The 21,582-nt window shown below is 64.0% G+C and carries 20 protein-coding genes; 15 read left to right on the top strand and 5 right to left on the bottom strand.

Features of this window, described 5'->3' with window-relative positions; translation table 11 throughout:
• The first annotated feature begins 9 nt into the window (after positions 1 to 9).
• Complete coding sequence (locus E4M07_RS17010) at positions 10 to 825, top strand: alpha/beta hydrolase (RefSeq protein ID WP_246660484.1); 816 nt, start codon at positions 10 to 12, stop codon at positions 823 to 825.
• 9 nt (positions 826 to 834) lie between these two features.
• Here the strand turns inward: E4M07_RS17010 and E4M07_RS17005 are convergent, their stop codons facing one another.
• A complete protein-coding gene (locus tag E4M07_RS17005; RefSeq protein ID WP_246660483.1) occupies positions 835 to 2,247 on the bottom strand; it encodes an MATE family efflux transporter in 1,413 nt (470 codons plus the stop codon).
• Between the two features lie 160 nt (positions 2,248 to 2,407).
• On the bottom strand, positions 2,408 to 4,216 hold the full coding sequence (locus E4M07_RS17000; protein ID WP_136659563.1) for a monovalent cation:proton antiporter-2 (CPA2) family protein: 1,809 nt from the start codon (positions 4,214 to 4,216) through the stop codon (positions 2,408 to 2,410).
• Between the two features lie 128 nt (positions 4,217 to 4,344).
• On the opposite strand from E4M07_RS17000, the gene E4M07_RS16995 reads away from it, so the two are divergent.
• The 6 genes from E4M07_RS16995 to lpxK all read left to right on the top strand — a co-directional run bounded on the left by E4M07_RS16995 (position 4,345) and on the right by lpxK (position 10,018).
• The gene (locus E4M07_RS16995) at positions 4,345 to 5,691 is read left to right on the top strand and encodes a TldD/PmbA family protein (protein WP_136659562.1); all 1,347 of its coding nucleotides are present in this window, start codon (positions 4,345 to 4,347) and stop codon (positions 5,689 to 5,691) included.
• Positions 5,678 to 6,469 carry a 3'(2'),5'-bisphosphate nucleotidase CysQ gene (locus E4M07_RS16990; protein ID WP_246660482.1) on the top strand — a complete coding sequence of 264 codons (792 nt, stop codon included), beginning with the start codon at positions 5,678 to 5,680 and terminating at the stop codon, positions 6,467 to 6,469. Before E4M07_RS16995 ends, E4M07_RS16990 begins: the two co-directional genes overlap by 14 nt.
• Before the next feature lie 108 nt (positions 6,470 to 6,577).
• Positions 6,578 to 6,817, top strand: a complete 240-nt coding sequence (locus tag E4M07_RS16985; RefSeq protein WP_136659561.1) for a DUF4170 domain-containing protein — start codon at positions 6,578 to 6,580, stop codon at positions 6,815 to 6,817.
• Between the two features lie 107 nt (positions 6,818 to 6,924).
• Positions 6,925 to 7,644, top strand: a complete 720-nt coding sequence (locus tag E4M07_RS16980; protein WP_169054260.1) for a lysophospholipid acyltransferase family protein — start codon at positions 6,925 to 6,927, stop codon at positions 7,642 to 7,644.
• Entirely contained in the window at positions 7,641 to 8,966 is a 1,326-nt protein-coding gene (waaA, locus tag E4M07_RS16975) for a lipid IV(A) 3-deoxy-D-manno-octulosonic acid transferase (RefSeq protein WP_136659559.1), read from the top strand. Before E4M07_RS16980 ends, waaA begins: the two co-directional genes overlap by 4 nt.
• Positions 8,960 to 10,018: a tetraacyldisaccharide 4'-kinase gene (lpxK, locus tag E4M07_RS16970; RefSeq protein ID WP_136659558.1), complete on the top strand. Its 1,059-nt coding sequence runs from the start codon at positions 8,960 to 8,962 to the stop codon at positions 10,016 to 10,018. Before waaA ends, lpxK begins: the two co-directional genes overlap by 7 nt.
• Positions 10,019 to 10,039: 21 nt before the next feature.
• Here the strand turns inward: lpxK and E4M07_RS16965 are convergent, their stop codons facing one another.
• Both E4M07_RS16965 and mutL read right to left on the bottom strand, forming a co-directional pair.
• Positions 10,040 to 10,267 (bottom strand): DUF2093 domain-containing protein, encoded by a 228-nt coding sequence (locus E4M07_RS16965; RefSeq protein ID WP_136659557.1) that lies wholly within the window; start codon positions 10,265 to 10,267, stop codon positions 10,040 to 10,042.
• A gap of 36 nt (positions 10,268 to 10,303) precedes the next feature.
• Entirely contained in the window at positions 10,304 to 12,106 is a 1,803-nt protein-coding gene (gene mutL / locus E4M07_RS16960; protein WP_136659556.1) for a DNA mismatch repair endonuclease MutL, read from the bottom strand.
• A gap of 151 nt (positions 12,107 to 12,257) precedes the next feature.
• On the opposite strand from mutL, the gene E4M07_RS16955 reads away from it, so the two are divergent.
• From E4M07_RS16955 to E4M07_RS16920, 8 genes are all read left to right on the top strand, one after another.
• Complete coding sequence (locus E4M07_RS16955; RefSeq protein WP_136659555.1) at positions 12,258 to 13,226, top strand: zinc ABC transporter substrate-binding protein; 969 nt, start codon at positions 12,258 to 12,260, stop codon at positions 13,224 to 13,226.
• Position 13,227: 1 nt separating this feature from the next.
• A complete protein-coding gene (locus tag E4M07_RS16950; RefSeq protein WP_136659554.1) occupies positions 13,228 to 13,986 on the top strand; it encodes a metal ABC transporter ATP-binding protein in 759 nt (252 codons plus the stop codon).
• Between the two features lie 14 nt (positions 13,987 to 14,000).
• The gene (locus E4M07_RS16945) at positions 14,001 to 15,227 is read left to right on the top strand and encodes a metal ABC transporter permease (RefSeq protein WP_136659553.1); all 1,227 of its coding nucleotides are present in this window, start codon (positions 14,001 to 14,003) and stop codon (positions 15,225 to 15,227) included.
• A gap of 9 nt (positions 15,228 to 15,236) precedes the next feature.
• Complete coding sequence (locus E4M07_RS16940) at positions 15,237 to 16,151, top strand: metal ABC transporter permease (RefSeq protein ID WP_136659552.1); 915 nt, start codon at positions 15,237 to 15,239, stop codon at positions 16,149 to 16,151.
• Between the two features lie 231 nt (positions 16,152 to 16,382).
• Positions 16,383 to 17,729, top strand: coding sequence for an EAL domain-containing protein (locus E4M07_RS16935; RefSeq protein WP_136659551.1), 1,347 nt, complete (start codon positions 16,383 to 16,385; stop codon positions 17,727 to 17,729).
• 122 nt (positions 17,730 to 17,851) lie between these two features.
• Entirely contained in the window at positions 17,852 to 18,559 is a 708-nt protein-coding gene (locus tag E4M07_RS16930) for an ABC transporter permease (RefSeq protein WP_136659550.1), read from the top strand.
• The gene (locus E4M07_RS16925) at positions 18,552 to 19,307 is read left to right on the top strand and encodes an ATP-binding cassette domain-containing protein (RefSeq protein WP_136659549.1); all 756 of its coding nucleotides are present in this window, start codon (positions 18,552 to 18,554) and stop codon (positions 19,305 to 19,307) included. The genes E4M07_RS16930 and E4M07_RS16925 overlap by 8 nt, the downstream gene beginning before the upstream one ends.
• An 83-nt stretch (positions 19,308 to 19,390) precedes the next feature.
• Positions 19,391 to 20,155 (top strand): substrate-binding domain-containing protein, encoded by a 765-nt coding sequence (locus tag E4M07_RS16920; protein ID WP_246660490.1) that lies wholly within the window; start codon positions 19,391 to 19,393, stop codon positions 20,153 to 20,155.
• Positions 20,156 to 20,161: 6 nt separating this feature from the next.
• On the opposite strand, the gene E4M07_RS16915 is transcribed toward E4M07_RS16920, so the two are convergent.
• On the bottom strand, positions 20,162 to 21,520 hold the full coding sequence (locus E4M07_RS16915) for a phosphomannomutase (protein ID WP_136659547.1): 1,359 nt from the start codon (positions 21,518 to 21,520) through the stop codon (positions 20,162 to 20,164).
• Between the last annotated feature and the right edge of the window lie 62 nt (positions 21,521 to 21,582).

Genomic DNA, 21,582 nt, shown 5'->3' with positions numbered 1-21,582 from the left:
GAGGCGACCTTGACCCATCGGACAATCGAGACTTCACATGCTGGAATCGCCATTGCCCAGTCGCCCGGCGAGGGGCCTACCGTGCTGATGATCCACGGCAATTCCTCCTGCAAGGAGGTTTTCCGCAACCAGCTTGACGGCGACATCGGGGCGACCTACCGGTGCATTGCCATGGACCTGCCCGGTCACGGAAGGTCCGACGACGCGACCGATCCCGAGCGGACCTATTCCATGCCGGGCTACGCCGATGCGGCCATCGAATTGATGCGCGAACTCGGCCATGAGCGCTACGCCATGCTGGGCTGGTCCCTGGGCGGTCATATCGGGCTCGAGATGCTCACCCGGACCGACGCGATCAGAGGACTGATGATCACCGGGACGCCGCCGGTCGGGCGTGGCGAGGAGCAGCTCGCGGCCGGCTTTCTGCCGTCGGAACACATGGGACTGGCCGGCCAGCGGGACCTTTCAGAGGAGGAAATCGATGCCTATGCGCGTGCGACCTGCGGCATCAATGCGCCGTTCGAGCCGTTTCTGCGCGAGGCGGTGGCCCGCACGCATGGCCACGCCCGGGAACTGATGCTTGGAAGCTTCGCGCGGGGTGTCGGGGCGAACCAGCGTGAGGCCGCGGTGAACGCCCCGGTTCCGCTCGCCGTCGTCAACGGCGCCGAGGAGCCGTTCGTGAACAACGAATTCGTCGCGGCCTTGCCCTACCGCAATCTGTGGGAGGACCGGGTGCACCTGATGGACGGCATCGGCCACGCACCCTTCTGGGAGGCGCCCGAGGCGTTCGATGTCTACCTGGAGCGCTTCCTGGAAAGCATCTGAGCGGCGTGGCTAGGTCGCACCCTTGCCCGAGGTGAAGGGCGAGTTGGCTGCCGGCGAGACCTGGACTTCGGCCGGCGGCGGCGGCTCGCTCGGCGGTTTTTCGGCGATGCGCCGGATGATGCGCAGGCAGGTGATCGCCGCGGCAATGCCAAAAAAGACAGCGCCGAGACCGTAGCCGGCCAGCGCCCCGAGCGCCCCGTAGTAATGCGATCCGATCCACACGAACGGAATGACGCCGAGCGTCGAGCGGCCCCAGTTGAAAATTGTCGACATGAGCGGGTAGCCGAGATTGTTGAAAGCGGCGTTGGCGACAAAGAGCATGCCGGTGAACAGGAACGTCAGGCTGACGAATTCGCAGAAGAAGATGACCATGTCGCCCGCCTCGCCGTCCACGCCGAACAGTGCGGCGATATAGTCGGCTCCGACGAACAGCAGCAGCCAGACGGCCAGCGTGTAGATGATGATGACGACGAACGCGTTGCGCATCGTGCTGTAGAGCCGGTCGAAGCGCAGTGCGCCGTAATTCTGACCGAGGATGGGCCCGACGGCGCCCGAAAGGGCGAAAAGCGCGCCGAAGGCCACCGGGATGAGCCGCCCGACCACCGCCCAGCCCGCGACGGCAGCATCGCCGTATCCGGCAATTTCGATGGTCATATAGGCGTTGCCGACCGGGGTCGCGAGCTGCGTCATGATGGCCGGCAGGCCGATGTACAGATAAGGCCTGATCGTGCCGGTCAGTACCGGCAGCGACGGCAGGGCCAACATATTGTGAATTCTCTGCAAGCCGTAAAAGCCGACGAAAATCAGGACGAAGCGCGTAATAACGGTCGAGATGGCGGCACCGTGAATGCCGAGATCGAAGCCGAAGATCAGTATCGGGTCCAGTACGGCGGTTGCTGCGCCGGCGAACAGTGTCACGTACATCGCCCGTTTGGCATCGCCGGCCGCACGCAAGAGACCTGACATGCACATGCCTATGCCCAGCAACGGCATCGAGGGAAAGACGATCAGCAGAAACTCGACGGTCAGCCGCGCTGTCTCGTCCCGGGCCCCGAGAAAGTGGACGATGGCATCCAGGTAGGGCAGGCAGGCTACGGCGGCGAGTGCCATGATCGCCGCGGTATAGATGAGCGAGGTGGTGGCCAGTTCGCGTGCCCTTTCACGCTGGCCCGCGCCGATCGCCCGCGAGGTGATGGCCGTCGAAGCAATCGCCAGGCCAATGCTGATCGAGGTCGTGAAGAAGATCAGCGTACCGGCATAGCCGATGGCTGCCGCAAGCTCCTGCTGGCCGAGCAGCGAGATGTAGAAGAGGTTGAGCGCATCGACGAGGAACACGGCAACCAGTCCGACCGAGCCGGTCGCTGCCATGACGATGACATGCCGCATGGTCGAGCCGGTGACGAATTTCGCCGTCTCGCTCAAACCGGAATGCCCTGCGGTTCGGCGGGCAGTACGCCTTCTATGGATGGTGGCAAGTCGAAACGCTCCCCGAAAGTGAAACCGCCGGACAGTCCGAGGGCCGGGCGATTCATCGCAGGCGCGAGCCTATCCAATTGAAGCAGCGAAGCAAAGGCGGCACTGGCTATTCGGCGGCGGGGGGATTCTCCAGATCGAGGCGTTCAGCCTCCTTCTTGGGCTTGATCAGCGGTTCCGGCGTCACCGGCCGCGTGTGCAGCATGTCGCTGCCCGCCGAAAGCCCCTCGACCGCCTGGATTTGCAGACGCTCTTCGTCCCGCCGCCGCGTCTCGTCGATGATCGCATCGACCCGTTCCTGGTCGAGCCCCAGCGCCTCCAGGGTCTTGCGGCTGAAGATGAAGCTCGATTCGACCGTTTCCCTGAGCTCGTATTCGACCTCGCGCTCGCGCAGCGACAAAGTGTGTGCCCGGTCATAGGCGCGCGCGAAGATGCGCGAACCGGGAAATTCCGCCTGGATCAGGTCGACGATCTTGTCCGTGGTCGCCTTTCCGTGGGTGCACACGGCGACCAGCTTTGCGCCGCGGATACCCGCCGCCTCGAGGACATTCTTGCGCGTTCCGTCGCCGAAATAGATCTTGAAGCCGAATTTGGTGGCGCTGCGGATCCGCTCCGCCGAATGGTCGATGATGGTCACGTCCAGTCCGCCGGCGAGCAGCGTTTGCGAGACGATTTGCCCGAAACGCGAAAACCCGATCATCAAGATGTCCGATCCCGCGCCCTCGAAATTCTCTTCCAGTTCCTCGCCGCCGCCGTCGCGCAGGAGACGGTTCGCCAGCGCCGAGGCAAGCGGTGTCAGCACCATGGAAACGGTGACGATCGCGATGAGGATCGACGCGACCGAATGCGGGAAGATCCCGGCCGCCGCGGCCGCTGTGAAGATGACGAAGCCGAATTCGCCGCTCTGCGGCAACAGCCCGGCGATGCGGATGGCTTCGTTGTGGCCGGAGCCGAAAATACGGCACAGCCCGTAGATCAGCAGGCTTTTGACGAGCATGAGCACCGGCACCGCGACGATGATCAGAATATAGTTTTCGGTAACGACATCGATTTCCAGCGACAGGCCGACGGCCATGAAGAACAGGGCCAGCAGGATTCCGCGGAACGGCTCGATATCGGCTTCCAGCTCGTGGCGGTAGGAGGACTCGGCGAGCAGCACGCCGGCCAGGAACGAACCCATGGCCATCGACATGCCCGCCGCCTGCATGAGCATCGCGGAACCGATCACCACCAGCAGCGCCGCGGCGATCATGGCCTCGCGCGCGCCGGTGCTGGCAATGAGCTGCAGCATTGGATTCAAAAGGTATCGCCCGGCGACGACGATGAACGCGATGGCAGCAAGCGCGATCGCGAAATCCTGCAGCGGCGTGGATGTGGCCTCGGCGCCGTAGGGCGCCAGCAGCGGCACCAGCGCCAGTATGGGTACAATGGCCAGGTCCTGGAAGAGCAGTATCGAAAACGCCCTCTGCCCGTAGGCCGTGCTGCGCTCGCCGCGCTCCTCGAGGATCTGCAGCGCGAAGGCGGTGGACGACAGGGCCAGCCCGAAACCGATAATGGCCGCTGCCGAGAGGGCACTTTTCGACCAGGCGGTCGCCGCCACGATGCCCAGAAGCACGATACCCGTGATCACCACCTGGGCCAGACCCAGGCCGAAAATCTCGCGCCGCATCGACCACAGGCGCGACGGTTTGAGCTCAAGCCCGATCAGGAACAGTAGCAGCACCACGCCGAGTTCGGAAAATTCCAGTATGCGTTCGCCGCCGCCGACAAGACGCGCAACGGGCCCGATGATCACACCGGCCGCGAGATATCCAAGAACCGTGCCCAGGCCGATGCGCTTGGCCAGTGGTGCGGCGATGACCGCACCGCCGAGCAGTACAAGGGCGTGGCTGTAGAATGATATGCTTTCGGCAGCCATACATTGCATCCTTCTGGGGACCGAATTTCGCCAGCCCCCGGCACTATCCGATGCCGGAACATTGCTCTATTAGCCTTGATGACACTCCGGCGCCACAATAAATGGAGCGGAAAGGAAAGGCCAAATATATGTTTCAGGCGGAAAAATCGGAAGAACTCGCCGACAAGGCGGCGGAACTGGTCGCGCAGGCCATGCGCTCCGGCGCCGATCGCTGCGATGCCGTTGTGGCGCGCGGTCAGACGGCATCCGTCTCGGTCCGGCTCGGCAAGGTGGAAGGCACCGAAGCGTCGGAGAGCGACGGTTTTTCCCTGCGCGTATTCGTAGGCAAGCGCGTCGCCAGCGTGTCGGCGAATGCCGGCATCGATGCCGCCGATCTGGCCGACCGCGCCGTCGCGATGGCGCGCGTTTCGCCGGAAGATCCCTACGCGACGCTGGCGGATCCGGCCGACATCGCGAAGCGCTTCGACGACCTCGACCTTTTCGATCCGACACAGGTTGGCAGCGAGCAGCTCACTGATGCGGCACTGGCCATGGAGGCCGCCGCGCTGGACGTCAACGGCGTCACCAATTCGAGCGGAGCGGGCGCTTCGGCCGGCATGGGCGGCATGGTTCTGGTCACGTCGGACGGATTTTCCGGATCCTATGTGGGCAGCCGCTTCGGCCGCTCCGTCAGCGTCATCGCCGGCGAGGGCACCGGGATGGAACGTGATTACGAGTTCGATTCGCGCCTGTACTACGCCGATCTCGATGATGTCGAGGCAATCGGGCGCGCGGCCGGCACCCGCGCGGTCAGGCGGTTGAACCCGCGGAAGGCGGACACCGGCACCGATGTGACCGTCGTGTTCGATCCGCGCGTCGCGCGCGGTTTTGTCGGTCACCTGGCCGGAGCCATCAACGGAGCTGCCGTGGCGCGCAAGACCAGCTTCCTGCGCGACATGATGGGAAAGCCCGTCATGAAGCCGGGAATGCTGGTCACGGACGATCCCCAGATCGTCCGCGGTCCCGCGTCGCGGCCGTTCGACGGCGAGGGGGTTCGCGGCACGCGCCTTAATATGGTCGAAAACGGCGTGCTTCAGTCCTGGTTCCTGTCGACTAGCACCGCGCACGAACTGGGCCTCAAGACAAATGGACGCGGCGTGCGCAGCGGCTCGAATGTCACCCCTGGATCGACAAACCTGGCACTCGAACCCGGATCCCTTTCGGCCGAGGCGCTTATCGGCTCTGTTGCATCGGGGTTTTATGTAACGGAAGTTATCGGCCAGGGCGTCAACATGATCACCGGCGAGTACAGTCGCGGCGCCTCCGGCTTCTGGATTGAGAACGGTGAACTGACCTTCCCGGTATCCGAGGTGACCATTGCCTCCAACTTGAAGGACATGTTCATGAACACCACGCCCGCCAGCGACATCGATCGCAAATACGGCACGGCATCGCCGACCGTTGCAATAGAAGGCATGACCCTTGCAGGAAAATGACGATGTACTGGCGGATCTGGCCCTGATCCGCGAAGCCGCGCAAGAGGGCGGACGGATCGCAATGGGCTATTTCCGAAACCATCCGGATGTCTGGTACAAGGGCGGCCGCTCGCCGGTGACCGAGGCCGATATCGCGGTCGACCGCTTCCTCAGCAAGACCCTGAGTGCGGCACGGCCGGACTATGGCTGGCTGTCGGAAGAGACCGAGGACAACAAGTCGCGCCGTCACCACGACAGGATATTCGTCGTCGATCCTATCGACGGAACCCGCGCCTATGTCAACGGCGAGGATGTCTGGTGCGTGAGCATTGCGGTCGTTGAATCCGGCGTTCCTGTGGCCGGTGTTCTGGCCTGCCCGGCCCGCGACGAACTGTTCGAGGCGGCCCGCGGCGGCGAAGCGACGAAAAACGGCAGGCCGATCGCAGTCAGCAGCGTCGGAGCGGACCGCGTCATGTCGATGCCGCAAACCGTTTACAGGAATTTGCCGGAAGGGTTCGCCGACAGCATACAAAGGGCTCCGCATATTCCCTCGCTCGCCTATCGCATTGCGATGGTCGCCGACGGGCGGCTGGATGCGACGCTCGTCAAGCCGGGTTCCCACGACTGGGACCTCGCCGCAGCCGACCTGATTTTGGGCAATGCCGGCGGTGCGCTGCTCAACCGGAAGGGTGAGCCGGTCCGCTACAACAAAAAGTCGGTCAGCCACGGCCTGCTGATTGCCGGCCCGGAGCGGATGCTGCCCGAACTGAAGAACGTCGCCGGCGCCATTGACCTTTGAGTCAATTTACAGCAAACCGCTGCGGAAGGCGGGTTTCGATAGGGTGCTGGCGCGGTCCCTACCTTCCCGATTGCAAGCGGCCGTGCGGCCGGCGCCATGGAGTATTGGATGGAGACCGAAAACAAACAGCTTCTGCATTTGGTGTTCGGCGGCGAGCTAGATGCGCTCAGCGAAGTCCGGTTTCGCGATCTGGATGGACTCGATATCGTCGGCATTTACCCGGATTACAAATCCGCATACGCAGCCTGGAAGTCGAAGGCCCAGCAGACGGTCGACAACGCCCATATGCGCTATTTCATCGTCCATCTGCACCGGCTCCTCAATCCCGACGAGGAGGCCGGTGGCTGACAATGACCACCGTCGGCTGGGCGGCGAGACGATTGGGCATTTACACTGTTCCGGTACCGGTGCGCGTGCTGCGCATCGGGGCGGCGTCGGAACCGGGGAGAACTGATTTGGCGACGGCATTCAGGCGTTTTGGAAAGCGGTTGCTGGTTTCCGGCACCTTTCAGAACATTGCCGCCGCCGTGGTCCACCGCGCGCTCCGTTTCATCTACTGGAGCAATCGAAAATCGGCCGATTCCGATGATCTGGTGAAGGCGGTCGAAGGCAAACTGCCGGTCATCATCGCGCTTTGGCACGGACAGCAATTGCTCACGCAGTTCGTCTATCCCGACAACAATTCGGTTGCGGCGCTTGTCTCGAGGAGCCGCGACGCCGAAATCAACGCCCGCGTTCTCAAACTGTCGGGCGTCACGGTGATCAGGGGCTCTGGCGGGCGCGAGCGCGCGCAGACAGCGCGCAAGGGCGGGGTCGGCGCCCTGAAGGGTATGGCGGACGCGCTGGCGGACGGAAAGAACATCGTGATGATCGCCGATATATCGAAAGGGGCGCCGCGGCAGTCCGGCGAGGGGATCGTTGCGCTGGCCAAACTGTCGGGCCGGCCGATCATACCGATGGCGCTTGCGACCAGCCGCTATCACATTGTCGAGAAATCGTGGGACAAGACGACGATTAATTTACCGTTCGGCGAGGTGTGTCTTAAACTCGGGCCGCCCATCAGCGTGCCGCGCGACACATCGGACGCGGAACTGGAAGAGTATCGTCAAAGGGTGACAGACGAGTTGAACAGCGTGACCGAAAAAGCCTATCGGGCAGTCAGGAACGGCGCATGAGTCTGGTATGGGCGCGCCTGACACTGACCGCCTACCGCTGGCTGGGTGCGGCGATTTACCCTTTTTTGGGGTCCTATCTCGCCTTTAGGGCGACGAAGGGCAAGGAAGAGCATGCACGGCGCCGCGAACGGTACGGTTATGCCAGTTCGCATCGCCCGGAAGGGCCTGTCATCTGGGCGCATGCGGCCAGCGTCGGCGAAACCAATGCTGTCGTTCCGCTGATCGAGGAGGTGCTCAAGCGCGGCATTTCCGTCGTGCTGACAACGGGTACCGTGACATCGGCCACGCTGGCGGCGGAGCGCCTGGGCGACCGGGTGATCCACCAGTATGTCCCGCTCGACCTGAAACCAGCGGTCAGCCGTTTTCTCGACTACTGGAAGCCGGATCTGGCACTGATTGCAGAATCCGAGATCTGGCCGATGACGATCCTGGAACTCGGCGCGCGTCGCATGCCGCAGGTGCTGGTGAACGGGCGATTGTCGGACCGCTCCTTCAGCAACTGGCGCAAACGGCCGCACCTTGCCGAAGCGCTGTTCGAAAATCTGTCGCTCGTGGTCGCGCAGTCCGAGGAGGACGCCGAGCGGTTCAGTGCGTTGGGCGCGCGTCCGGTCGCCGTCTCAGGAAATCTCAAGGTCGACACCGAGCCGCCGCCCTGCGACGACCTGGAACTGCGCCGGCTGCAGAACCGGATCGGCGATCGCGGCGTGTGGGCCGCGGTCTCGACCCACGCTGGCGAGGAGGCGATCGCCGCCGATGTCCACCAGGCGCTGAAAACCAGGCACAGGGCGCTCACTGTGATCGTTCCGCGCCATCCGGAGCGTGCCGACGAGATCGAGGAAATGCTGATCGGCCGCGGTCTTGTCGTCGCAAGGCGCTCGCGCGGCCAGGCCATCACCTCGGAAACGCAGATTTACCTGGGCGACACGATCGGCGAGATGGGTCTATATCTCAGTCTTGCCTCGGTCGCCTTTGTCGGCGGCTCCTTGACCGTTAGCGGCGGTCACAATCCGCTGGAGCCGGCGATGCTGGATTGCGCCATCCTGTCGGGCCGCAACGTCCAGAACTTTCGCGACAGCTACCGCAGCTTGTTGAAGAATGGCGGAGCGCGGCTGGTCAATGACGGCGAGACGCTGGCGAAATCGGTCGAATTTCTTCTCAGCAACCGCCGGGCCAGCGACAAGATGCGGGCGGCCGCCAGGACGACCGTGGAGGAACTCAGCGGCGCGCTGCCGCGCACGGTCCGGGCGCTTGAACCCTATATCAAGCCTCTTACGGTCAAGGCGGAACTATACCAGGAGGGCAGCCGAATAGCGCGATGGTGAGTGAGGCGCCCCCCTTCTGGTGGTCGAAGGCCGACTGGCGGGCCTGGACGCTCTATCCGGCGTCCTGGATCTACGGGTCCGTGGCCCGTTCGCGCATGGAAAACGCGCCGCGCCGCGAGGTTACGGCGCCGGTGCTGTGTGTGGGGAATTTCACCGTTGGCGGCGCCGGAAAAACGCCGACTGCACTTGCGCTCTGCGCCGAAGCGGCAAAGGCGGGGTTCAATCCCGGGTTCCTGTCGCGCGGCTACGGCGGCAGCCTGCGCTCCGTTGCGATGGTCGACAGGAAGCGCCACTACGCCGCCGATGTCGGTGACGAGCCGCTGCTGCTCGCCGAGAAGGCTCCGACCGTCGTTTCGCCCGACAGATATGCCGGCGCCCAGAAGCTTCTGGCCGAAGGCATCGACTTCATCCTCATGGATGACGGGTTTCAGAGCGCAGCAATCCACTTCGATTTTTCCCTGCTGGTGGTCGACGCCATGCGTGGCATCGGCAACGGCCATATCATTCCGGGCGGCCCGGTCCGGGCTCCGATGCTCGACCAGATGCGCAATGCCTCGGCTCTTCTCGTGATCGGCGACGGAACGGCAGCCGATCCGGTGATCCGCATCGCCGGCCGCGCCGCAAAGCCGATCTATGCCGCAAGGCTTGCCGTCAGGAAACCGCGCAGCTTCCGCGGCAAGCGGGTGCTGGCTTACGCGGCCATCGGGAATCCGCAGAAGTTCTTCGGCAGCCTGCGGGGCACCGGTGCGCACGTCGTCGCCGAGCGGAGCTTCGGCGATCACCACAGGTTCGGCGAGGACGAGGCGGCCGACCTCATCGAATCCGCCGCCAAGCACAAGCTTGAGCTGATCACAACGAGCAAGGACATGGCGCGCCTGAGAGACGCGCGCGGCAAGGTTGCGGAGCTGGCCGAAAAATCGCGTGTGCTGGAGGTTCAGTTGCGGTTCGAGCAGACCGACCTGGCGCGGACTTTCATCGATCGCACGATCGAGTCCTTCAAGAAAAGGCAACTGGCCTCGGCGCAGAAACTCAACAGGATAAAGGGGGTTTGACCGCCTCGCGGTGGTCCGGATTTATTGCTGTGTCGGCAGGATGCCGGCGCGCTCGTCGGCGGTGACCGAGGCGTTAACGTCCACATAGGCCTCCTGCCGCGCGACGCTCCAGTATTTCAGCTCGTCCAGCGGGATGATCTCTCCGGTCACCGCGCAGCGCACGTGCGAGCCCGGCGATATCACCTGGAAATCGGCGTCGAGATAGCGGATCTTCGCTTCGCCGGAGCCATGGCCTTCAAATCTGTTCATATCGTTTCCCGTTGGTTCCGCGCTTGCCGGGAGGTCTCATCGTCTTCCGAACAGCTTCTCGATATCCGACAGTTTCAACTCAATATAGGTCGGCCGTCCGTGATTGCACTGTCCGGAGCCCGGGGTCGTCTCCATCTGCCTCAGCAGCCCGTTCATTTCCTCGGCTGACAGACGCCGTCCCGACCGGACCGAACCGTGACATGCCATAGTGGCCGCGACGTAGTCAATCCTGGCCTTCAGACCGCCCGCATCGTTCCATTCGGCGACCTCGTCGGCCAGTTGCCGGACAAGGCCCGCGGCGTCGATTTCTCCGAGGATGGCAGGTGTCTCGCGCACCGCCACCGCGCCGGGGCCGAACCGTTCGATGGCAAGGCCGAGCGTGCCCAGCGCTTCGGCATGGATCATCAGCCGGTCGCAATCCTCTTCCGGCAGGTCGACGATTTCCGGTATCAACAGGACCTGCGACGCGACCTCGCGTTGGTACAGCGATTTCTTGAGGCTTTCATAGACCAGTCGCTCATGGGCGGCATGCTGGTCGACAATCACCAACCCGTCGCCGGTCTGCGCGACAATATAATTCTCGTGCAGCTGAGCCCGCGCCGCGCCGAGCGGGTGAACTGCCTCTTCCTCCTGTCCTTCGGTGCGGGCGGAGGGCTCCGAAACGGCACCGAGCGCGGATTGCGCGCTCTCTGAAAATCCGGTGGGTGCCGCGTCCTGAAGCGGCCTGAAGGGCGACATTGCCGGTTCATAGCCGCTTTCGCCGCGTGCCGACCCGAACGAAGAACGGCCCGCGACGCCAGCCCGCGGCCGGAACGCGGCTGTCATGTCGCGCGCCGCGACGCTGGACGAGCGATCGCCCTGGCGGGTCAGCGCCTCGCGGATCGCGCCGACGATGAGGCCGCGCACCAGGCCCGGATCGCGGAAACGCACATCGGCCTTGGCCGGGTGCACATTGACATCGACGAACCGCGGATCGAGCGCGATGGACAGGACGGCGACGGGATAGCGTCCGCGCGGGATGGTGTCGGCATAGGCGCCCCGCAGCGCCGAGAAGACCAGCTTGTCCTGGACCGGGCGACCGTTGACGAAGGCATATTGCTGCAGCGAGTTGGCGCGGTTGTAGGTCGGAACGCAGGCGAATCCCGTCAGCCGGACATCTTCGCGCACCGCATCGATGGCGATCGCGTTGTCGGCGAATTCGTTGCCGAGGACCTGGCGAATACGCGCCAGCGCGTCGTTCCCGGTGGACGGATAGTCCAGCGTCGAGCGGTCGGTGCCGGACAGCGTCATGCGCACGTTCGGAAAAGCGATGGCAACGCGCTTGAAGACCTCGGTGATCGCGCCCGTCTCGGCGCGGTCGCTTTTGAGAAACTTCAGGCGCGCCGGCGTTGCGTAGAAAATGTCGCGCACCTCGACGATCGTGCCCGGATTGGCGGCGCTCGGCCGGACCGTATCGACATCGCCGCCCGACACGCGCACCTCGCAGGCGGTATCCGAATCGGCCGTGCGGCTCTGGATCCGCAGTTTGGACACCGAGCCGATCGAGGGCAGCGCTTCGCCGCGAAAGCCGAGCGTTGCGATGTTGCTGAGATCGTCGGTGATCTTGGAGGTGCAGTGCCTCTTGACCGCGAGCTGCAGGTCTTGCGGCGTCATCCCGCGTCCATTGTCGGTGACCCGCACGAGCGCCTTTCCGCCGCCCGCCGTGGCAACTTCAACGCGCGTTGCGCCTGCGTCAATGGAGTTTTCCAGCAGCTCCCTGACGACACTGGCCGGGCGTTCGATCACCTCGCCGGCCGCGATCTGGTTGATGAGCGTTTCTGGAAGGGGTCTGACGGTCATTGCGGGATAATCCCGGATTCGGCGCGTCAAGAAAAGCCGCGGCGCAGAAATTCGGGGAAGTTTTTCTTGCTATTGCGAATGATTTGCAATACAAGTTAGCCAACATCCGACACGGCGTGCCGACGCATGCCCAGAATACTTGGAGTTTTGCATGATATTGCGCCGTACATTGGCCCTTGCGGGAATCCTGGTTGCACTGACCGCATTTGCCCTTCCGGCAACCGCGGCGCGGGCCGCCGACAAGCTGAATATCGTTGCGACCGTATCGATGATCGGCGACGCGCTGACCGCGATTTCGGGCGACCGCGCCGAAGTAGTCACGCTCATGGGTGAGGGCGTCGACCCGCATCTTTACCGCCAGACACAGTCCGACATCGCCGCGATGGTCCGTGCCGACGCGGTGTTCTGGAACGGCCTTTATCTCGAGGCGCAACTCGAGGAATTCCTCGAGAAGCTCGGCGAGCGCAAGCCGGTCTACGCCATCGGCGAGGCGGTCCCCGTCGACCAGCGCCTGTCCAACGCAACCTATTCGGACCGTTACGACCCGCATATCTGGATGACGCCGGATCTATGGCGCCATGCGGTCGAAGCGGCCCGCGACGCGTTGATCGAGCTCGATCCGCAGGGCGCCGATGTCTATACGCAGAACACGGATGCCTATCTGGCGGACATGGACCGGCTTGCCGCATTCGCCCGCGAGAGCCTTGAAACGGTACCGCAGGAAAGCCGTGTACTGATCACCGCCCATGACGCGTTCGGCTATTTCGGCCGCAGTTACGATTTCGAGGTTGTCGGTATCCAGGGCCTTTCCACCGAGAGCGAGGCCGGCCTGCAGCGTGTCGATGAGATCGTGAACATGATCGTAGACCGCGATATCGAGGCGATATTCGTCGAGACATCGGTTTCCGAGCGCAATGTGCGGGCACTGATCGAGGGCGCCGCCGCGCGCGGCCACAAGGTGGTCGTCGGCGGACAGCTCTTCTCCGATGCCATGGGTTCGGCCGGCACGTACACGGGAACCTATATCGGCATGATCGATTCGAACGTCACCGTCATCACCAACGCGCTGGGCGGCAAGGCTCCGGCCGCCGGTCTCAACGGAAAACTGGTCGGCAGCTGACATGAACGTTCACGTTGCAGACGGCGGCGCCGCCTTCAAGGTTCGCGGATTGTCGGTCGCCTATGGCGACAAGCCGGCCCTATCCTCGGTGGACGCGGTCTTTCAGCAGGGGCGCATGAGCGCGATCGTCGGTCCGAACGGGGCCGGCAAGTCGACCATGCTCAAGGCGGCCATGGGAATCATACCGTCGATCAGCGGCGACGCGTTGTTCTTCGGCCGGCCGCTGGACGAGGTCCGCAGCCGCATTGCCTATGTTCCGCAGCGTGCGAGCGTCGACTGGGATTTCCCTGCGACCGTTATCGATGTCGTTCTGATGGGGCTTTACCGCAGCCTCGGCCCGTTCACGCTGATCGGCCGCCGGCAGCGGGAATTCGCGCTGGGCTGCCTTGAGGAAGTGGACATGGTATCCCTGGCCGATCGTCAGATCGGCCAGCTTTCCGGCGGCCAGCAGCAGCGCGTGTTCATCGCGCGTGCGCTCGCCCAGAAAGCCGATCTTCTGTTGCTCGACGAGCCTTTCGCCGGGGTCGACGCGGCCACCGAGAAGACCATCGTCACGTTGTTGAAGAAACTCGTCCGCGAGGGCGGCACCGCCGTCGCCGTCCACCACGATCTTTCCACCGTCACCGCCTATTTCGATGACGTGCTGATCCTGAATGTGCGCCGTATCGCCAACGGTCCGGTGAAAAAGGCGTTCACCGAGGCCCATCTGGCCGAAGCCTACGGCGGCCGCCTGGTACAGGCGGAGCCGGAGCTCATCTGAGCGGACCGGAAGCAATGATCGATATCGCCGCATTCATCAACGCGCTGACCTTCAGCGCCGGCTACAACACTGCCATTGTTGCCGTCGGCGCCATCCTTCTGGGCTGGGCGGGCGGCACTGTCGGCACCTATCTCCTGCTGCGCCAGCGCTCGCTTGTCTCCGATGCCCTCAGCCACGCGACGTTGCCGGGTGTCGGCATCGCCTTCCTGCTGATGGCCTGGTTCGGCGGATCGGGACGCTTCCTGCCCGGCCTTCTGCTCGGAGCCGCGATCAGTGCCATGATCGGACTTGCCGGCGTGGAGTGGCTGACGCGCCGCACGCGGCTGAATTCGGACGCCGCCATCGGCGCCGTGCTTTCGTCCTTCTTCGGCCTCGGGGTGGTCCTTTTGACAATCATCCAGTCGCTGGGCATCGGGCGACAGGCCGGCATCGGCAGTTTTCTGCTCGGATCGACATCCGGCATGCTGCGCAACGAGGCCTATACGCTCGCCGCCCTGGCGCTCTTCGTCGCGTTTCTCGTCTTTGTCTTCCGCCGGCCACTGACCCTTGTTTGTTTCGACGAGACCTTTGCACGTACCTCCGGGATCGATATCCGCCGCACCGATCTGCTGCTGATGTTTCTCGTCATGGCCGTCACGGTCACCGGCCTTCGGATCGTCGGCCTCATCCTGGTGGTGGCGCTGTTGATCATTCCGCCGGTCGCGGCCCGGTTCTGGACGGAAAAAACCAACACCATGATCGTCGTCAGCGGGCTTGTAGGGGCGGCTTCGGGGTTTATCGGCACGGCGCTGTCCGCCTCGGTCCCCAATTTCCCCGCCGGCCCGGTCATAGTCCTCGTTGCGGCGGTCCTGTTCGTGCTGTCGTTGCTCCTTGCGCCGGCGCGCGGCGTCTTTTACGGCCTCTACCGGGCGCGGGCCTTCTCGCGCAAGGTGCATCGGCGGCAGGGCCTTCTGGCGATACTGCGCGGCGAGGCGATCTACGATAAGGACACGATCAGGGTTCTGAAGTCCGAAAAGCTTATCCGTGGCGACGGAACGCCGACCCGCGCCGGCCTCGATGCGGCCGAAACCGCGGCCCGGGAGGAAGCCCTTTGGACGATCTACCTGCGCAACAACCCGGACGCGGCCTACCGCGCCGCCCGCATGCGGCTCGATCCAATAGCCGACCGGCTGACCGCCAGCGAGATCGCCGAGCTCGAAAGGCAGTTTGCCGGCCCCTCCGGCGTGCTGCCGGCACAGTAGGAGCTGATCATGGGCGATCTTTATATCGGTCTTGTGCTCGTCCCCATGACGATCGGGGCACTCGCGGCGGTTTCCTGCGCGCTCCTGGGCAATTTCCTCGTGCTGCGCAAGCAGAGCCTGATGGGCGATGCGGTCAGCCATGTCGTGCTTCCGGGCATCGTCGTCGCCTTCATCCTCACCGGCTCCATTTCCGTCGGGCCGATGCTGCTCGGCGCCGCCGCCGCGGCGCTGATCTCGGCGCTGCTGATCGAGCTCGTCCGCAACCTCGGAAAGGTCGAGCCCGGCGCGGCGATGGGCGTCGTCTTCACCGCGCTCTTTGCGCTGGGCGTCGTGCTGCTCGAACAGAGCAACACGAGAGAGGTGCATTTCGACGTCGAGCATGCGCTCTATGGAAATCTGGAGAGCCTGGTTTGGCTGTCCGGCATGGATGCCGGGTCCCTCTTCAACCGGGCGGCGCTCGCCGATCTTCCGCCGCAGCTCGGGCGTCTTGTGCTCGCCCTCGCGGCTGTCTTGATCTTTTTGGTCGTTTTCTGGCGGCCGTTGGTCGTCTCCACCTTCGATCCGGTCTTCGCGCAGGCGGCGGGCGTTCCCGTCCGGTTCATCGGCGCGGCGCTGATCTCGCTCGTCGCCATCGTCGCTGTGACCGCGTTCGAGGCGGTTGGCGCCATCATCACGATCGCCATGCTGATCTGCCCGGCCGCGGCCGCGCGCCTGATGACCAATCGCCTGATCCCGCAATTGCTTTGGAGCGTTCTCTTCGCACTGCTGTCCGCCGTGGTGGGCTTTTGGGCGGCCGGCAGCGGCATGGCACTGATCGGCAGCGGTTTCAGCGTCAGCGCCGCCGGTATGATCGCGGCGGTAAGCGGCGCTATTCTCGCCGTTTGCGCGTTCGCTGCGCCGCAAAGGCGCGGGGCCGTGAACTAGGGTAAGATTGCTTAGATATCCGGCTAAGAAAGACGGCGCGATAGCCCGCACTTTTGCTTGAGGCAAACAGGGATTATCTTCCGCAGGGTTCGATCTCAATAGAATTTCAATGGTTTGCGGTAGTTCATCCCGAGATTGTACGGCTCGCCGATAGGTGTTTCTTAACGAAACCGCGCGATCCTTGCGGATGAATATGGTGTTCCTCCACCATTTGGGCGCAAGGAAGATGTAATGTCAGTTGAACTGGCCACCGGTCGCAGAAGGACCACGGGCGGGGCAGAGACTGTATCCTACACCGACCCGCTGACCGGTTTAGGCAACCGGGCAAGGCTGCGGGACAAGATCACCAAGCTGGTGCGCGAGCGCTCGCTCGATCCGGCGCCGTTCACGGTCGGGCTGGTCAATCTCGACGGTTTCAGGCCGATCAACGACCTGTTCGGCCACACCGCCGGCGACGACATCCTGTGCCAGGTAGCGCACCGGTTGCGCGCCTGCATGCCACCCGGCGCGGTGGCGGTGCGCCTTGAGAACGACGCCTTCGCGTTCGTTCTGCCCCTGGTCTTTGATCAGCGGGGCGCGGAAAAGGTCAGCGACGTCTTCAAGGATGTGCTGTCGGCGCCGTACGATCTGGGCAAGCGCACGGTGCGCCTGTCCTCATCCTTCGGATTTGCCATCTATCCCTACGCCGGAGAGGACTACGGCACGCTCATGGAGAGCGTCGACACGGCGCTTTACCGGTCGAAGCGGCGCGGCCGCGGTCAGGTGACGGTCTATTCGGTCGATATCGCCGAGGAGATGAAGCGCGCGACACAGCTGGAGCAGGCGCTGCGGCGCGCCATCATCGCCGACGAGGTGGACGTGCACTTCCAGCCCATCGTCGACTTGCGCAACGGCATCCCGGTCGGTTTCGAGGCGCTGGCGCGCTGGCACGACACCGAACTCGGCTTCGTGTCTCCGGCCACGTTCATACCCCTGGCCGAGGAGCGCGGCATCATCGAACCGCTCACCGAGACGATGCTGCGGAAGGCCACGAGAACGGCGTTGAGCTGGCCGGCAGAGATGTTCCTGTCCTTCAACCTGTCCTCGGCCCAGCTTCTGGATCCTTCGACCCACGACAAGATCATGGCGATCCTCAACACGGTCGGTTTTGATCCGCTCCGGCTCGGCCTTGAGATCACCGAGACCGCAATGATGGCCGATCCGGAAATTGCCAACAGCATCATCGACAGCCTGCGAGCGGAAGGCGTTTCGATTTCCCTGGACGATTTCGGCACCGGCCAGTCGAGTCTCGGCCGGCTGCGCGAAATCGCGCTCGACAAGGTCAAGATCGACCGCGCCTTTGTTTCCGAGATCACCCGTGACCGCCCGTCCGAACACATCATCAAGGCGATCATCGCGCTGTGCGAGGGCCTCGATCTGGAGGTCGTCGCCGAGGGCATCGAAACGGCGGAACAGGCCGGCAAGCTGCTGGAACTGGGCTGCTCGATCGGCCAGGGCTATTTTTATGGGCGTCCGATGGCCGCCGACCAGGTCGAGCTGTTCATCAGCGCGGCGGCGCCCGAACAGGCCGCCCAATAGCCCTTCCGCCTGCTCTTGTCTGACGCCGGTGCCTGCAAAATTGCCGTTTTGGGTATGAAGCAGGCGCATCTTGCCGTATTTAATGCGCCCGAAACGCCAAATCGACCGGGCCGCACTGAACCATGCAGGACTTCGCCGCATCATTTTTCGAGGCCTTCCGGCTTGTCGCGGGACTTGATTCCGGGCTGATCGAGATCGTCTGGCTGTCACTGAAAGTCAGCATCACGGCTGTTTTCATTGCCACGGTCATCGGCTTGCCGCTGGGCGCGTTCCTGGCGGTCACGCGATTCCCGGGGCGCAGCATTGTCATTGTCACCGTGACCGCCCTGATGGGGCTGCCTCCGGTGGTCGTCGGCCTCGTCGTCTACCTCCTGCTGTCGAATGCCGGCGCGCTCGGTCCGTTGCAGTTGCTCTATACGCCGACCGCCATGATCATCGCTCAGACGATCCTGGTCGTGCCGATCATCGCCGCGCTCGCCCGGCAGACGCTGGAGGACCTCAACGGCGAATACCGCGATCAGCTCATGCTCTTCGGCCTCGGTTCGCTGGCGCGTCTTCGCACACTGCTGTGGGAGGGGCGCTACAGCCTGATGACCGCACTGCTGGCCGGTTTCGGGCGGGCGGTCGCCGAGGTCGGCGCGGTGATCATCGTCGGCGGCAATATCAACCACGTCACCCGCGTCATGACGACGGCGATTGCGCTGGAAACATCAAAGGGCAACCTGGCGCTGGCGCTCGGCCTCGGCCTGATCCTTTTGATCATAGCCTTTGCCGTCAACGCCCTCGTCTTCCTGCTGCGGGCCGCGGCCGAAAGGTCTGCCTATGCATGAGCCGGTCCGCTTCGGTCAGCAGACGGCGACGAAGCCGATCCTTCCCGTCACCGCGGAACGCCTTTTCGTGCGCCGCAAGGGCAGGGTGCTGCTCGATGTCGAGGCGCTGACGATCGGCGGCCGCGGCACGACGGTGCTCGTCGGTCCGAACGGCGCCGGAAAGTCGCTGCTGCTGAACGTGATGGCGGGTTTGCGGGCGCCGGATTCCGGGCGCGTCCTGTGGAACGCGGAGCCGCCGAACCGTCAGCGCTACGGTCGTTTCGGCATGGTCCTGCAGCGGCCGGTTCTGCTCCGGCGGTCGGTTCGCGCAAATGTCGAATACGCGCTGCGTGCGGTCGGTACCTCGGCCGGGCAGGCGCGTGCCGAAGCCGATCGGGCGCTGGAAGGCGCCGGCCTGCTGGCGCTTGCCAACGCATCGGCGCGGGTGTTGTCGGGCGGCGAAATGCAGCGCCTGGCGCTCACCCGGGCGCTCGCGACCGGGCCGGATCTGCTGTTTCTCGACGAACCGACCTCCAGCCTCGACCCGGCATCGATGCAGACCATCGAGGCCATGGTCAAAAGCGCCAGCGAGGATGGCATGCGCATCGTTCTGATCGCCCATGACCTCGCGCAGGCGCGGCGCCTCGGCGACGAGATCATATTCATGCACCGCGGAAAGATCGTCGAGCACGCCCCGACCGACCGGTTCTTCGGAGCGCCCGCTTCGCCGGAGGCGAAAGACTTCATCGCCGGAAAGATACTGATATAGGCATGTCGGGAGGTTCTATGCTTAAGACTGCGCGGAATTGGTTTTGTGTGCCATTGGCTTGCCTGTTCGCGGCCGGCACCGCCATGGCGGGCGACTTCATACTCCTGCAGTCGACGACATCGACCCAGAATTCCGGCCTCTATGAACATCTGCTGCCCGCGTTCGAGGAAAAGACCGGCATCCAGGTGCGGGTCGTGGCCGTCGGTACCGGCCAGGCGATCAAGAACGCCGGCAATTGCGATGGCGACCTGCTTCTGGTTCACGCAAGGGCTGCGGAGGAGGCCTTTGTGGCCGAAGGCGGCGGCAAGGAACGGCGCGACGTCATGTACAACGATTTCGTGCTTGTTGGACCATCCGCCGATCCGGCAGGGATTGGCGGTGGGGCGGATGCCGGAACGGCGCTCGAAAAGATCGCGGCCTCGCGAAGCGCCTTTGTATCGCGTGGCGATGATTCAGGAACCCATAAGAAGGAACTCTCGCTGTGGAGCGGGATCGGGATCGATCCGGTTCAGTACAGCGGCGGCTGGTACCGCGAAACGGGTTCCGGAATGGGCGCGACGCTGAATGCCGCTGTCGGCATGGACGCCTATGTGCTGACCGACCGGGCGACCTGGATCAGTTTCGGCAATCGTGCCGGCCATGAAATCCTGTTCGAGGGCGACCCCTCGCTGTTCAACCAGTACGGTGTCGTCACCATCGATCCGGACCATTGCCCGAATGTCAGGCAGGCCGAGGCGAAGCGCTTTGTCGACTGGCTCTTGGGACCCGAGGGCCAGGCGGCCATTGCCGGCTTCCGCCTGGGCGGTCAGCAGCTTTTTTATCCCAATGCCGGGGACGGTGACAGCTAGCGCATTCTATGCGGCTTCGATGAGCGCCGTTATTTCCTTGACCCTGGAGGCGACGAGACCGGCATCGCCGCGCGCTTCGACATTGAGCCGCAACAGGGGCTCCGTGTTCGATGCGCGCACATTGAAGCGCCAGTCGTCGAACGCCATGCTGAGTCCGTCGATGGTCTCGACGGCCGGATTGGCCCTGTCGAAGTGGTCGGCGATCTTCTTGAGCACCGCGTTCGCGTCGGACACGGTAAAATTGATCTCCCCGGAGCAGGGGAAGGCCTTGATCCGCGCCGCGACCATTTCGCTGAGCTTCGCGCCGTTCGACGACATTTCGGCGACCACCGCGAGCCAGGGCAGCATGCCGGTGTCGCAATAGCTGAAGTCGCGGAAATAGTGGTGGGCGCTCATCTCGCCGCCATAGACGGCGTCCTCGTCGCGCAGCATCTGCTTGAAAAACGCGTGGCCGGTGCGGCAGATCATGGCCACCCCGCCCGCTTTCTCGACCGTGTCGATGGTGTTCCAGGTAAGGCGCGGATCGTAGAGGATGGTGCCTCCCGGATGGGTGCGCAGCATGGTCTGCGCGATCAGCCCGACAAGATAGTAGCCTTCGACGAAATCGCCGTGCTCGTCGTAGAAGAAGCAGCGGTCGAAGTCTCCGTCCCAGGCCAGGCCGAGATCGGCGCCGTGTTCGATGACGGCGCGGCTGGCGCGTTCGCGTCTTTCCGGCAAAAGCGGGTTCGGGATGCCGTTGGGCAGCGACGGGTCGGGCGCGTGGTCGACCTTGATGAATTCGAACGGCAGGTGTTCCTCGAGCAGGTCGATGACCGGCCCGGCGCAGCCGTTGCCGGCGTGGCAGACGATCTTGAGCGGCTTCAGGTCCAGCCCCTCGACCTGTTTCAGGAGCCGCTCCACATAGGCGTCCTTGCCGAGCAGCGGCGCCAGCGTCCCGCGCTTGGCGTAGTCGCCGACGACCGGGAACTTGCGCTCGGAATAGACAAGGTCCTCGAGCGGTTTGAGCGCATTGTCGCGCGTGGCGGCGCGCGCGCCGTCCAGCACCATCTTGATGCCATTGTAGTCCCGTGGATTGTGGCTGGCCGTCACCATGAGCCCGGCATCGGCGCCGCTGTGGTCGGTGTGGAAATAGACCTCCTCCGTCCCGCATTGGCCGAGCGGCAGGACATCGACACCGCTGTCGAGCAGCCCCTGCGCGATGGCGGATGCGAGCGCCGGGCTGTCCTGCCGCATGTCGTGGCCGACAACCACGCTGCGGCGCGGCTGCTGGGCGGCGACGGCCTGCCCGAATCGGTAGGCGAACGGCACGTTGACCTGTCCAGGAATTTCGCCGCGGACATCGTAGGCTTTGAAGGCTGAGCTCATGGTCGGGAGTTTCCAGTGCAGTCGGTGATCGGCATGGCTTGCGATACCACCGCGCCGGGGCG

The organism is Nitratireductor sp. XY-223, assembly GCF_004959855.1.
In the GTDB taxonomy this organism is placed as follows: domain Bacteria; phylum Pseudomonadota; class Alphaproteobacteria; order Rhizobiales; family Rhizobiaceae; genus Hoeflea_A.
Note: the sequence above shows the minus strand (reverse complement) of the source record. Positions and strands in the feature narration are given on the sequence as shown.